This window comes from Cellulophaga sp. 3_MG-2023 (assembly GCF_030546975.1).
In the GTDB taxonomy this organism is placed as follows: Bacteria; Bacteroidota; Bacteroidia; order Flavobacteriales; family Flavobacteriaceae; genus Cellulophaga.
This window is the reverse complement of record NZ_JAUOPS010000003.1, coordinates 1-14,196: the sequence shown is the minus strand read 5'-3', so window position 1 is coordinate 14,196 and position 14,196 is coordinate 1. Positions and strand designations below refer to the sequence as shown.

Genomic DNA, 14,196 nt, shown 5'->3' with positions numbered 1-14,196 from the left:
GAGTAGATTTTTATTAAAAATAATGTCCCCTATTTTTTTTTAGCATCGTTATAGGATTGACAATGAATTAATTATTAATTTTAAAACAAAAAGAATGAAAGATTTTATGCTAATTTTTATTGGAAAAGAGTACACAGACCTTGGACTTTCTCCAGAGCAAATGCAAGAACGTATGGGTAAGTGGTTTGCTTGGAACCAAAAAATGCAAGAACAAGGTGTTGTAAAACACGGCGAAGCTTTGCATCCAGAAGTTAGACAAATTACTGGTCCTAAAAGAACAGTAACAGACCGCACAGCTGCAGAACTTAAAGAAATAGTTGGTGGCTACTATATGGTAAAAGCAAAAGATTTAGATGCAGCTAGTAAAATAGCACAAGATTTTCCGGATTTTGACCTTGGCAATACTGTAGAAATAAGAGAAGTATTAGTTTTTGATGATATGGAATAATGCAAGACCAACAACTTATAGACCATCTTTTTAGACATCAGTACGGAAAGATGGTCTCTATTTTAATTCGAATTTTTGGATTAAAAAACATAGAAATTATAGAAGATGCTGTGCAAGATACTTTTGCAAAAGCAACGGTGCAATGGCGTAAAAAAGTCCCAGAAAACCCTGAAGCTTGGTTTACAATAGCAGCAAAAAATAGGGTAATAGATTTACTGCGAAAACTAGATGCAGATAAAAATAGAGTTGAAAAATTAAATTATAGTGCTTCTGCCATAGCATTTAATAATTTATTTGAAAAAGAAGAAATACAAGACAGTGAGCTCCGAATGATTTTTACTGCTTGCCACCCTAAATTAGATACTAAAGACCAAATAGCTTTTGCATTAAAAACTATTGGTGGTTTTAGCACTGCAGAAATTGCCTCTGCTTTATTATTAAAACCAGAAACAGTTAAAAAAAGACTCACAAGAGCAAAGCAAACAATAAGAGCAAAGAAGGTTAATTTTGAGTTACCTACTAAAAAAAGACTTCAAGAGCGCTTACATAATGCCTTAGAAGTTATATATCTTATTTTTAACGAAGGTTTTCACTCTAACCACAATAAGTTCTTAGTTCGTAAAGAATTGTGCGGAGAAGCGCTTAGATTAACTAAAATTATACTCTCTAAGCAAGAATTTAGGTGTGGTGCTAGTTATGCTTTATTTGCCCTATTATGCTTTAATTCATCTAGACTAGGTGCAAAAGTAGACGAGAACTTTAATAGTATCGACTTAAAAAACCAAGATCGTACCAAATGGTATTTGCCTTTAATACATTTAGGAAATAATGCATTGGTAAAAGCAGAGGAGTTTGGAGATTTTTCTACCTACCATATTGAAGCAGCCATTGTTGCAGAGCATTTAAAAGCAACAAACTTTGAAGATACCAATTGGAAAAAGATTTTAGAACTGTATAAACAATTACAACAACACCAAGATAATACAATGGTGTCTTTGTCTATTGCTGTTGTACTAATTCAGTTAAAAGAGCAAGAAAATGCATATCAAATACTACTGCAATTAGAGCCAGAAGCTTTAGAACAACGCTCTTATTTGTTTTATGGGGTTAAGGCCGAGTATTATAAAAGCTTAGGGAAAATAAAAGAAGCAGTTACTTATTTAGACATAGCTATAGAAAATGTACACAGTAAACCAGAAAAAGCTTATTTGGTTAAAAAGAAAAATGCTTTGCTCACAATGTAAAAGCATTTTTGTTTTTACTGCAGTAGGTATTCCAGTTTTCTAATCGGCCTAAATACATTTTTAAATAGTTTTTGCTTAAAAATATGTTAGACCAATCAAACCTTTGCGCTTGTACACCTAAATAAAATAGCCAAATTGCATTAGCTGCAATAGGTATAAAATCAACTTCTTCTTTACTTAATACTCTTTGTTTTTGGTAACCTTTTAAAAACTCTTTAAGCTTTAATTGGTATACTTCTTTATCTGTTTCTATATGAAAAAGTTGCTTACAGAAATAGGCAACATCTAACACTAAGTAACCATTTCCACAGAAATCAAAATCAAAAATAGTAATTTCTTTATTTTTGGTAATGCTCATATTATCATACCAGATGTCTAAATGGATAATACCTTTTGGTATTTTAGTGTGCATTAGATTTTTAAAGGACTCTTCAACCTTTTGGCCTTGTGCTCTAATGTATTCCATTTCTGGCAAGTTAGCATCAAAATATTTACTTGTAAAATTATATGGTTTTGTAACCAGTGCTTCTGTAGTATAGTTAATACGGGCTATTGTTTTTTCTTTAGTAACATTATGTATTTTACCCATTAGCGTGCCTATAGCAAAACAAGTGTTGTTGTCTATAAACCTAACTTTTTCTCCTTCGGCAAAAGAAAAAAGTACAGCGTAGCGTTCTCCTTCTGGGGCTTGTATTTTTTGTATAAGGTTGTTGTTTTTATCTGCCAATGCATAGGAAACACTTAACCCGCTATTTTTTAATAGTTCTAAAAGTTTTAACTCTTCTAATATTTCTTGTTTGGTTCTCCAATTATAACAATACACACGCAGAACATAGGTAGTATTTATGTTTTTTAAAAAATAAGTGTGATTTATGCCTGTTCTAAACAAAGAACACTTAAAATCTTCAGTTAAATTATATTGATGTTTTACCAGCGTGCCTAAAGCTGTAGCGGAAAGAGTAGAGGTAGTTACTGGAAAATTTGTCATTTTTTAAAGAATAATCTTCCGCTTGCAATGTATGCCGCAGCCGGAATTAGGATAAGGAAATTGTAGGTTGTTATTTCAAAATATAAAAAACTAAATGCCATTACTACAACTAGCAACAGCATTAAAAGGTCAAATTTTTTTTTCATCATAATCTATTTATTGGCTAAAAGATATAGAAGAAATATTGTCGGCATAAAGTAAATAACTATAGTTTTTGCGCCTTCATAATCCTTTGCAATACGTTGTCCAAATAACAAAAATAATAAAGTAATACATGACAAAATTGTACCGTAAATAGCCATATTACTTTGTCCGTCTAAAATAAACTGTACTACACCAACAGCACAAAGAGCGCCAGCAATAACTTCTATAACCAAAATAATTCCTAACAATAAAGGAACCGTGTTTTTTAAAGGCGTTTCACTAAAATGTCCGGTTAACCAAGACAAGTTTCCTTTCCAGTCTGCAACTTTATCAAAACCACTTTGTAAAAAAGTAATAATTAAAAAGATTAACAATAAAATTTCAGTAATATTTTCGTGTACGTTTGTCATTTTTTTAGCTTGGTTTTTTGTGTAAAAATCTTGTTAGTTTTATAGATAAATCTGTTAAAATTAATTTTGCATTTCCATTACGTTCTATATGGTACATTGCTGTTTCTAGCTCTGTAATAATGTCTACAATATTATTTTCATGTATAAAAGGGGCAAATTTTTCTAGCTTAAAACCTTCTACGTGTATTTCCATAAAAGCAAGCTCGTTTGTATTGTAATTTACCAGCATTGCTTGGCGCATTATAGCCATACAATACGTTAAAAATTTCTTTTGTGTTTCTCTTCCTGTCTTAGCAATTTCATTGCTCCACAAAATTAAATCTTGTATTGCAGCTTTGTTACCTTTTGCTCTAAAGGCTGTACGTACCCATTGCACAAACCATTTTTCAAACACCAAATCTTCAGAGTCATTATTCATTAAATCTAGTGCTTTATTAAAATTACCATTAGATTCATGAGCAATTTTAAAAGCGGTTTGTTGGTCTAATCCTTTTGCAATTAATGCAGACGTTATTGCATTTTCTGCTAGTGGAGGAAAATGTAAAATTTGACACCTAGAGCGTATGGTTTGTATAATTTGTTCTTCATCTTCAGCAATTAATATAAAAACAGTTTTTTCTGGTGGCTCTTCAATTAGTTTAAGTAATTTGTTAGCAGCTGCTATGTTCATTTTATCAGCCATCCACATAATCATCACCTTATAACCACCTTCATAAGATTTTAAAGTTAGCTTACGTACAATATCTTGTGCTTCGTCTACCCCAATTTGACCTTGTTTTTTTTCAATACCAATAAGTCTGTACCAATCAAACAAGTTACCATAAGGTTGGTGGTTTACAAACTCGCGCCAATCCTGCATATAGTGGTTACTAACAGCGTGACTCTTAACTTTATCAGAATTAGTAACCGGAAAAGCAAAATGTAGATCTGGATGCGATAAATTTCCGCACTTTAAATTACAAGCCTCTATACCACCAGTATTTTCTCCGTTTACATTTTTACATAATAAATATTGAGCATATGCAATTGCCATTGGCAGAGTACCGCAACCCTCATTACCAACAAAAAGTTGTGCGTGTGGTATACGGCCAGCATCTGCACTTAAACACAAGTGCTTTTTTATATGAGAAAGTCCTAAAATATCTTGAAACTGCATATCGTCAAAGATATGCAAATGAACCAAATTAAAAATACTGCTAGACTTTAAAAATACAAGAGTGTAGCTTTAGTAATTTTCATTTTTTAAAAATTGAGTTTCAAAAAAATGAATAAACCATAAAAAACAGAGGCAAAAAGAAATTTTATGATAATGATACTGCGTTTACACTGTACAAAGCTAAAAATACTGTTAATGGTTTTATATGCAATACTTAAATCTTTACATTTGGTGTTTGTAAGTCTAACGAAGCTAAATTTTAACAAGCGCACATTATGAAAACAATAAACGATTTTAATTTTGAAAACAAGAGAGCATTAATCCGTGTAGATTTTAATGTTCCTATGGATGAAAATTTTAATGTAACAGATACTAACCGTATTGAAGCTGCAAAGCCAACAATAATAAAAGTGTTAGAAGATGGTGGTAGTGTTGTTTTAATGAGCCATTTAGGAAGACCAAAAGGACAAGTTGTGCCAGATTTATCTTTAGAGCACATTTGCAGTACTGTTTCTGATGTGTTAGGTGTGCAAGTAAATTTTGTGTCTACTTCTGTTGGAGAAGAAGCAGAAACAGCTGCCACTAATTTAGAAAACGGGCAAGTATTACTTATAGAAAATTTGCGTTTTAATGCTGAAGAAGAAAAAGGTGGTGAGGCTTTTGCAGAACAATTATCTAAACTAGGAGATGTTTATATAAATGATGCTTTTGGTACAGCCCACAGAGCACATGCATCTACAACAGTTGTTGCTAAATTTTTTCCAGAAAGTAAGTGTTTTGGATCTTTATTAGCTAAAGAAATTGAAGCTATAGATAAAGTAATGCAAACTGGAGAAAAGCCAGTTACTGCAATTTTAGGAGGCGCAAAAGTATCTTCTAAAATTACAATTATAGAAAATATATTAGATAAAGTAGACCATTTAATTATTGGTGGTGGTATGACGTACACATTTGTAAAAGCACAAGGCGGACAAGTGGGTGACTCTATCTGTGAAGATGATAAAATGGAACTTGCTCTAGATATTTTAAAGCAAGCAAAAGAAAAAGGTGTTGAGGTGCATATTCCTGTAGATGTTATTGCTGCAGATGAGTTTAGCAACACAGCAAATACTAAAATTACAGATGTAGATAAAATTGAAGAAGGATGGCAAGGTTTAGATGCCGGACCAAAAACTTTAGAGATTTTTAAAGAAGTAATTTTAAAGTCTAAAACTATTTTATGGAACGGACCAATTGGCGTTTTTGAAATGGAAAGCTATGCTAAAGGAACTATAGAAATAGGAAATTATATTACCGAAGCTACACAAAATGGAGCATTTTCTTTAGTTGGTGGTGGAGACTCGGTTGCTGCTGTTAAGCAATTTGGTTTTCAAGACAAGGTAAGCTACGTATCTACTGGTGGTGGTGCAATGTTAGAAAGCTTAGAAGGTAAATCTTTACCAGGAATAGCTGCAATTACCGCTTAAAATAAGGTTAGGCACAATTGTTGATTGCTTTTAAAAGCGTTAAAAATTTTATTTTTAAGTAAAAAAACACGACTTTACCAAGCAATCAACTAAACTAACCAAAAGAAAATTTAAATGAAACGTATTTTTTTAGGAGTACTGCTGTTTTCGGGTACCGCTATTTTTGCACAAGAAAAAGATAGCATTGTAACCACGTCTATAAGCACAGAGATTTTAAGTGTTGTAAAGAACGACACTGTTGATTCAATTGCAAAAAAACAACAGGATGTACCGCAAAAAGTACAACCTATAATTGCGCTTGTTTCTGATGATTCATCGGGTACAAAGTATCAATTATCAGACTATAAAAATGCTGCTGATTATGACAAAGCTTGGTTAAAACAAATTAAAGAAAGCGCTTCTTTGTTTGATACCATTTATAATAAAATTGCCAACGAGCGCATAGAGAATATACCAGTCAGTTTTACAGATTTGCCAACAGACACTTTAAAAGCTAGGTTAGCACGTTTAAATGCTAAAACGCCATTTAATGTAGAGTATAACGAGTCTTTGGAGCGTGTAATTAAGTCTTACTTAACCCGTAACAGAGGTTTAATGGAGCGTATGCAAACTGTGAGTCAGTTTTACTTTCCTATGTTTGAGCAGGAGTTAGATAACTTTAATATGCCATTAGAAATGAAATATTTGGCAATTGTAGAGTCTGCATTAAATCCAAGAGCAAGATCTAGGGTAGGAGCTACAGGACTTTGGCAGTTTATGTACGGTACAGGTAAAGAACAAAACCTAGAAGTAAACAGTTATGTAGATGAACGTAGCGACCCCATAAAATCTACAAGAGCAGCTTGTGAGTATTTAACGCGTTTGTATAGCATTTATAACGATTGGGATTTAGCGTTAGCAGCATATAACTCTGGACCAGGAAACGTAAACAAAGCTATTAGACGTTCTGGTGGTTACACCAATTACTGGAACATTAGAAACCATTTACCAAGAGAAACAGCAGGTTACGTACCTGCATTTTTAGCAACAATGTATATTTTTGAGTACGCTAAAGAACACGGTATTTATGGTGAGGTTGTAGAGCGTCCTTATTTTGAAACAGATACAGTACACGTAAAAAGTATGCTGACTTTTGATCAAATTTCTAGGTTTACAAATGTAAGCGTAGAGGACTTAGAGGTTTTAAACCCTTCTTATAAACTAAATATTATTCCTTTTCAGGAAGATAGAAATCACGCTTTACGTTTGCCAACAAGTGTAATGGGTAAGTTTGTATCTAATGAAGATGCTGTTTATGCACTTGCAGAGGAAGAGTTAAAAAAGATTGAAAAACCAATGCCTAAATTAGTGCAGGCAGAGTCGCAATCTAGATATAGAGTTAGAAGTGGTGATTTTCTTGGTAAAATTGCAGAGAAGTTTGGGGTTAGAGTAAGTGAAATTAAAAGATGGAATGGTTTGCGTAGCAACAATTTAAGAATTGGTCAGCGATTAACTATTTTTTCTAGAAACTCTAAAGCCGTAGCATCTGCAAAGCCACAAACTAAACAAAAGCCTATTCCGCCTGGTGCTAAAACACATACAGTACAATCTGGAGATTCACTTTGGACTATTTCTCAAAAATATTCTGGAATTTCTGTAGATAATTTAAAAGATTGGAACGGTATTAGTGGTAAGAATTTAAAAGTAGGCACAAAAATTATGTTGTGCGATTGTTCTACAAAAAAAATATAACCGTTAAACCAATTTTTTAATCAGATGAGAAAGTTTTCAATTTTAGTTTTTGCCATTACCTTGGCACTAACTTCATGTAAAGATGGTGCAAGTACCAAACAAGATTTTACACCGGCTTCAATAGGGCAAGTAAACTCACTTACGGTAGTAATGAGTAATGAGCTTTGGGAAGGTAAGGTAGGAGACATTGTTAGAGATCATTTTGCTGCATCTGTAGTTGGTATTGCTTGGAACGAACCAATTTTTACATTACGCCACTTACCAGAGACAGTTTTTACTGGTGCAGTTCGTAAGTCTAGATCTATTTTAGTGGTTCAAAAAAAGGATACAACTAGTTTATCATACATAAACCATAATACATACGCTCGCCCACAAAATGTTGCCGTAGTTGTGGCGCCAACAGAGGATGCACTTATAGAAACTATAAATCAGAAAGCAGACCATATAATATCAGAATTTAATAAGGCAGATCTTAAATTAACACAAGGTAACTTTAAGCGTTCTTTATTAGAGGATACAACAATAGAAGATACTTTTGGTGTGACAATGGACATACCTTCTGTTTATTCTGTTGGTAGAGCTGATGATAATTTTGTTTGGTTAGATAGAGATATTAAAAATGGAACAATGAACTTAATTGTGTATGCTCTTCCTTGGAACTCATTTAATAATGACGCCACTTTTATAAGTGATATTGTTAGCAAAAGAGATTCTATTGGAAAAAAATACATACCAGGCCCTAATGAAGGTACATATATGGATACAGAAAAAGCTTTTGCACCTTCTGTTTTCCCTGCAGAAATTGGCGGTAAAAAAGCTGCTGAGGTTAGAGGTCGTTGGGAAATATATAACTACTCTATGGCTGGCCCATATGTTTCTTATATTATTAATGATGAAGCTAACAAACGTAAATTAGTTGTAGAAGGCTTTACATTTGCTCCTGCAGCTGTTAAAAGAGACTTTATGTTTGAACTGGAAGCTATTATTAAAACATTAAAGTTTGTGCCTAAGAAGGCTTCTAATTAAGTTTAAACTTACTACATATTAAAACTAAAAAGGCTCCAATAAATTGGAGCCTTTAATTTTCACATAGTATTGCACTCTTAAATGCAATTGGTTAGCCTTTTAATTTGTGTCTTTTGCCTAAATCTTTTTGCCTATTTAAACAAAAGCGTACCCGGTTAGCACTCTATACATTAAAGCATAAGCTGCAATAACGATTAATGTAAAACAAAACCAAGAAAACATCTTGAAATAGTTTTTTAAAATAAAGTGCCCAAGGTTTTTAAATCCATTTACATAGATTTCTTTACAAAGTAAAATTCCTTTCATGAGCGTGCATTTAAATTAATTAAGTAGTAAATGTCGCAAAAGGCCTCGTTACAAAGCAATAATTCTAGTTAAATGGTATTATAAAAAGGTTCTATCTATAAGTTTAAAATAAATCATCGATGAACTACATTATCAGGTAGTTAGCTTATAATTTCTTTTGTAGGTAAAGTCTTTATTCTGTATAAGATTTGTAATATATATAAACTTTTAGAATAATCTAGAAGCTTATATATATTACATTATATTTTTGTTTTATAATATTACATATCTACTATTATAAATTCTGATCGTCTGTTTTCTTGATGTTTTTCTCTTGAACAGCTTACACCGTCTTCACACTCATTAATTAACTGTTCTTCTCCATAACCAATTGCACTAACAATTCTACTAGCATCTATACCTTTAGAGATGATATATTTTCTGGTAGATTTAGCTCTCCTGTCTGATAAAAATTTGTTGTAGGCATCATTACCCCTTACATCTGTGTGCGATTCAATTTTAATTTTCATATTAGGGTATTCAGTCATAACTTCTACAAGTTTGTCTAGCTCTATGCTGGCATCTTGTCTAATGTAAGACTTATCAAAATCAAAGAATATTTTTTCTGTTTTAAGTTTCTTAATTCCATTTTCAATAGCAATCATATCATGCAACTTTCTCATTGCAATATCTGCATTTACTACTTGATTTTCTTTAGTTGCTCTATCTAGCTCTTCATCGAAAAAAGTTTCTTTATTAGCCTGCAACTTATATTTGGTATTGCTCTCTAAATCTTCAAAAACAAAACTACCATCATCTGCAGTTACAACTTCTTTAAGCTTAATATTGTTTTCGTCTAATAAAGTAACCAATGCGTTAGGTAATAGCTCTCCTGTTACAATTTCTGTAACCACACCTGCTATTGCATTTTCAATAACTTCTTCTACTAATAAGTTTTTAAATGAGTAAATATCATCATCACCTTTGCCGCCTTTTCTGTTAGATGCAAAGTATCCTTTTTGTGTTTCTTCATTAATTATATAAGAGAAATCATCTTTATTACTATTAATTGGCTGTCCAAGATTTATAACATCTTTAAAGCCTTCCTCGTCATAAGCAACTTCATAAACATCTAGTCCTCCCAAGCCTACATGGCCATTAGATGAAAAGTATAGTTTTTTATCGTTTATAAAAGGGAACATTTCTTTTTGTTCTGTATTAATTTCTGGTCCTAAATTTTTTGGAGAAGAAAATAAACCGTCTTCTAAAACATCAACCACAAAAATGTCTGTTTCTCCAATACTACCTGGCATATCAGATACAAAGTATAATTTTTTACCATCTGCACTTAATGCTGGGTGTCCGGTAGAGTAATCATCACTATTAAATGGTAACTCTACAGCCTCAGACCATTCGCCATTTATTTTTTTAGACATATATAGCTTAAGGTTGTTTATACCGTTTTTATCTCTTTTTAATTTTTTACCATAGTTGTTTCTGGTAAAATACATCGTTTTATTATCAGGAGAAAAGGTAACAGAAGCCTCATGGTATTTGGTGTTTACATTTTTAGAAAACTTAATAGCGTCTTTTAACTCGTCAGATTGCTGATTAACTTTTGCTACATATAAATCTAAGTACGGTTGGTTGTTCCATTTGTATCTTCTAGTATTAAAAAAAGAAGAATCTTTTGCAGATGCAAACACTATTTCTTCTTTGTTATAGAACATTGGAGAAAAATCAGAGTTTTCTGTGTTTATATTCAAGTTTTTAAGTCCAAACTTAGGTTCTCTCTTTAAAATTGCATCTAAAATTTGCTCATTTCTTGCCGCTTCATCAGCCTCTAAATCAATAATTTCTGGTTCTTTATCTTTCATACGGTTATACAAACGCATAAAACGCTTTGCTTTACCATATTTACCATTTCCTTTAAGCGAATGAGAATATTTAAAAATTTCATCAGCAGTTAAATCATCTCTATAAGAGTCATATAAAATTTGATACCAGTGGTAAGCTCTCTCCATATTTGTGTTATAATAATGAGAGTCCCCTGCTTTTTGCAAAATTTCTTTAGTGTAATTTTCTTCATTATCTTCTAATGCTTGCTCATACAATTGTGCAGCTTCTGCATACCATAGCATATCAAAATATTGATTAGCCTTTTTTATTAACTTACTGTTACTTGCAGAAAATTTACTTTTTTTATAGGTGGTAGTTTCCTCTGCAACATTATCTATATATAAACTACTATCTATAGTTTTTAAATTTGCAATAGGCAAACTCATATCTACAATAGGTTCATTAACAGTAACTGTAGTTGCTTTCTGTGTTTCTTGCGCAGACACACTAAAGGCCAACAATAATAAGAAAGTAGGTATTAATTTTTTCATTGTGCAATTATTAAAAGAATCTTGGGGATTTAATCTTGGTTTCTTTAGAAGTAAACTGATATCTAAAAAAGATTTCATGACTTCCGTTATTGTAATTTTTTAGGTTAGTTGTAGCGTAATCATATGCATAACCAATGTTTATTCTAGGTGAAACTTGTAAGCCCAAAAGAGCATTAACAGAGTCGTCCCACCTATAACTAACGCCTAAATTTAAAGTTTCGTGTATTAGAAAGTTAATTGATGCATCTACAGACAATGGTGAACCAGATACATATTTAGTAAAAAACGAAGGTTTGAACTTTAAATTTGGATTAATTTTAAATACATAACCCCCTATTAAATATAGGTGTTTACGCTCTGTAGCCTCAGATTCTTGAATCTCGTTATAGTGATTTCCTTTTAAAATATTTGGCACAGATAAACCTAAAAAATAATTATCTGTATAATAAAATACACCAGCTCCAATAGTTGGTAATATTTTACTATTTATATTTTCACTAAACGCCACATCTGGATCTTTATATATCCCTTTAGACCAGTCTATATTTAAAAATCTAAGTCCACCCTTTAAGCCAAAAGCTAATTTATCTCCTTTTCTGTTTACTATTAAATGATGGGCGTAGTTACCATCTATATATGTTTCTTGAGACGGACCTAGATCATCTTGAATTATAGACAAACCTATACCATTATACTCATCTAAAGGACTATCTATACTGAAATTAATGGTCCTGGGCGAACCCTCTATACCAACCCATTGACTTCTATAAAGCGCAAGTGCAGCTGTATGTCCTCTTGAGCCAGTATATCCAGCATTAACCGTCATAGGGTTATGAGAATATTGTGTGTACTGTGGATCTTGTTGACAGTATGCAATAGTGCTTAAACTGAGCATTAAAATCAGACTAAAAATAATTTTAAATATATTCATTGTAATCTTTTATCTTGTTAAATACAACCAACCCGATTTAGATGGCGTTTTGTTATCTCTTAATTCTAAAGTGTAGTAATATGTACCAACCGGCATTTTTTCTCCACGTTTTATTGTAGCCCTTCCTTGAGAAGTACCATTCCAAGTGTTTTTATACCCTTCTTGTTCGTATACTTTTACACCCCAACGATTAAAAATTTGCAAATAATTGTTTGGATATTGTTCTATACATTCTATAAAGAACACATCATTTGCATTATCTCCGTTAGGCGAAAATTCATTATAAACTTTAAGACAACTATCCTCAGATATGTTAATAGTGGCAGTATCTGTATCGTTTGATGAATTGTCATCAATCTGGTCTAAGTATGATAAAGTAGCAGTGTTTAAATAATCACCACCAGCTAAAACAGTTGTGTTTATCACAAGTGTAGCAGTTTCATTAGCATCTAGCGAAGAAATAGTCCATTCACCAATACCTTCATCATATAAACCTATTGTTGTTGTAGCGTTATTAAAGCTGTAACCGTTAGGTAAAATTTCTTGTATGCTAATATTTGTAGCTGTGAAACTACCATCATTTGTTGCTGTAATTGTAAAAGATATAGTATCACCAATATTTGAATCTGGGAAGTCTACTGTTTTACTTATAGATATATCTGTAGTAGGCATATCTATACTAACCATAGCTTCATCATCTTCTAAAGAATCTACACCATCAAAATTATTAGGAGTAGAATCAGGATCGTTTTGATCTACAGTAGTAACCTGTGCTGTTGTAGTATACTCATCGCTTGCTCCAGTAGGAGCATTTACCGTTGCTTGGTAAGTAAACGTTGTTGACAACCCAGAATCTAGATCAAAAACAGGCCAGCCAATAGTGTTGCCAGAATTAGAACCACCGTTAGATATTGACGTAACAGTAACCCCGTTAGGAATGTAGGCTTCTATATTTATACCCGTAGCATCAAGTACACCATTATTTGTAACTGTTAACGTATAAGTAACAGTTTCTCCAACGTCCGCTCCTGTATCCGAAACGATTAAAGATAATTCTATATCCGTTGCATCTACTGGAGTATTAAGTGTAAAAGAACTCTCATCATCCTCAGACTGGTCTCCATCATCATTATTAGGAGTAGAATCAGGATCTGTTTGATCTGCGCTAGTAATCTGCGCTGTATTTTTATATTCATCTGTAGAACCAGTAGGCGCATTAACACTTGCCGCATATTGTAAAATAATTGTAGTAGCGTTAATGCTAGGAATATCCCAAGAGATTATATTTCCAGATAACGACCCACCATTGCTAATAGAAGACTGAATTACAGAAAAACCGATAGGTACAATATCTTCAATAGAAACATTAGTAGAAGCAGAAGAAGTAGTTACTTCAATTTCAAAACTAATAACCTCTCCAACAATAGCATTAGGGTTAGAGCTAGCAGATAGTCTTTTAACCATACTAATATCAGACGATTGTAAAGTGTTTACAACCATAGCTTCATCATCTTCTAAAGAATCTATACCATCATAATTATTAGGAGTAGAATCAGGATCAGTTTGGTCTACAGCTGTTACTTGTGCAATAGTTAAGTACTCATCACTTGCCCCAGTAGGTGCATTTACTGTTGCTTGGTAAGTAAACGTTGTTGATAATCCAGAATCTAGATCAAAAGCAGGCCAGCTAATAGTGTTCCCAGAATTAGACCCACCGTTAGATATTGAATTTATAGTGTATCCGCTAGGTACATAATCTTCAATATTTATACTCGTAGCTTCTATAGCTCCATTATTAGTAACGTTAAGTGTAAAAGTGACAATGTCACCTACATTCACATCAGTATCAGAAACAGTTAAAGATAATTCTAGATCAGTTTCAGTTATAGGAGTGTTTAGAGTAAAAGAACTCTCATCATCCTCAGACTGGTCTCCATCATCATTATTAGGAGTAGAATCAGGATCTATTTGATCAGC

At 32.5% G+C, this 14,196-nt stretch carries 13 protein-coding genes; 5 read left to right on the top strand and 8 right to left on the bottom strand.

The annotated features are described in order from the left end of the window. Positions 1-94: 94 nt before the first annotated feature. Together Q4487_RS09830 and Q4487_RS09825 are read left to right on the top strand one after the other, a co-directional pair. Positions 95-448 (top strand): YciI family protein, encoded by a 354-nt coding sequence (locus Q4487_RS09830; protein WP_303542355.1) that lies wholly within the window; start codon positions 95-97, stop codon positions 446-448. After that, on the top strand, positions 448-1,692 hold the full coding sequence (locus tag Q4487_RS09825) for an RNA polymerase sigma factor (protein WP_303542357.1): 1,245 nt from the start codon (positions 448-450) through the stop codon (positions 1,690-1,692). The genes Q4487_RS09830 and Q4487_RS09825 overlap by 1 nt, the downstream gene beginning before the upstream one ends. On the opposite strand, the gene Q4487_RS09820 is transcribed toward Q4487_RS09825, so the two are convergent. Genes Q4487_RS09820 through Q4487_RS09805 form a run of 4 tightly spaced genes read right to left on the bottom strand, consistent with a single transcriptional unit; the run spans position 1,682 to position 4,390 of the window. Then, complete coding sequence (locus tag Q4487_RS09820; RefSeq protein ID WP_303542359.1) at positions 1,682-2,680, bottom strand: phosphotransferase; 999 nt, start codon at positions 2,678-2,680, stop codon at positions 1,682-1,684. The genes Q4487_RS09825 and Q4487_RS09820 overlap by 11 nt on opposite strands. Beyond that, a complete protein-coding gene (locus tag Q4487_RS09815) occupies positions 2,677-2,829 on the bottom strand; it encodes a hypothetical protein (RefSeq protein WP_303542361.1) in 153 nt (50 codons plus the stop codon). The genes Q4487_RS09820 and Q4487_RS09815 overlap by 4 nt, the downstream gene beginning before the upstream one ends. 3 nt (positions 2,830-2,832) lie before the next feature. Next, positions 2,833-3,234 (bottom strand): DoxX family protein, encoded by a 402-nt coding sequence (locus Q4487_RS09810; RefSeq protein WP_100894381.1) that lies wholly within the window; start codon positions 3,232-3,234, stop codon positions 2,833-2,835. Positions 3,235-3,238: 4 nt separating this feature from the next. Continuing rightward, the gene (locus tag Q4487_RS09805; RefSeq protein ID WP_100894380.1) at positions 3,239-4,390 is read right to left on the bottom strand and encodes an ATP-binding protein; all 1,152 of its coding nucleotides are present in this window, start codon (positions 4,388-4,390) and stop codon (positions 3,239-3,241) included. 275 nt (positions 4,391-4,665) lie between these two features. On the opposite strand from Q4487_RS09805, the gene pgk reads away from it, so the two are divergent. From pgk to Q4487_RS09790, 3 genes are all read left to right on the top strand, one after another. Beyond that, on the top strand, positions 4,666-5,856 hold the full coding sequence (pgk, locus tag Q4487_RS09800; RefSeq protein ID WP_303542365.1) for a phosphoglycerate kinase: 1,191 nt from the start codon (positions 4,666-4,668) through the stop codon (positions 5,854-5,856). A gap of 114 nt (positions 5,857-5,970) precedes the next feature. Beyond that, positions 5,971-7,587 (top strand): lytic transglycosylase domain-containing protein, encoded by a 1,617-nt coding sequence (locus Q4487_RS09795; protein ID WP_303542367.1) that lies wholly within the window; start codon positions 5,971-5,973, stop codon positions 7,585-7,587. 24 nt (positions 7,588-7,611) lie between these two features. Next, positions 7,612-8,613: a DUF4837 family protein gene (locus Q4487_RS09790; RefSeq protein WP_303542369.1), complete on the top strand. Its 1,002-nt coding sequence runs from the start codon at positions 7,612-7,614 to the stop codon at positions 8,611-8,613. A gap of 135 nt (positions 8,614-8,748) precedes the next feature. Here the strand turns inward: Q4487_RS09790 and Q4487_RS17055 are convergent, their stop codons facing one another. The 4 genes from Q4487_RS17055 to Q4487_RS09775 all read right to left on the bottom strand — a co-directional run. After that, positions 8,749-8,919, bottom strand: coding sequence for a DUF6747 family protein (locus Q4487_RS17055; RefSeq protein WP_330400301.1), 171 nt, complete (start codon positions 8,917-8,919; stop codon positions 8,749-8,751). 260 nt (positions 8,920-9,179) lie between these two features. Continuing rightward, positions 9,180-11,288, bottom strand: a complete 2,109-nt coding sequence (locus Q4487_RS09785; protein WP_303542370.1) for an OmpA family protein — start codon at positions 11,286-11,288, stop codon at positions 9,180-9,182. Positions 11,289-11,298: 10 nt separating this feature from the next. Continuing rightward, complete coding sequence (locus Q4487_RS09780; RefSeq protein ID WP_303542372.1) at positions 11,299-12,219, bottom strand: type IX secretion system membrane protein PorP/SprF; 921 nt, start codon at positions 12,217-12,219, stop codon at positions 11,299-11,301. A gap of 9 nt (positions 12,220-12,228) precedes the next feature. Next, positions 12,229-14,196: gliding motility-associated C-terminal domain-containing protein (locus tag Q4487_RS09775; RefSeq protein ID WP_303571886.1), on the bottom strand; the 1,968-nt coding region annotated here is incomplete at its 5' end.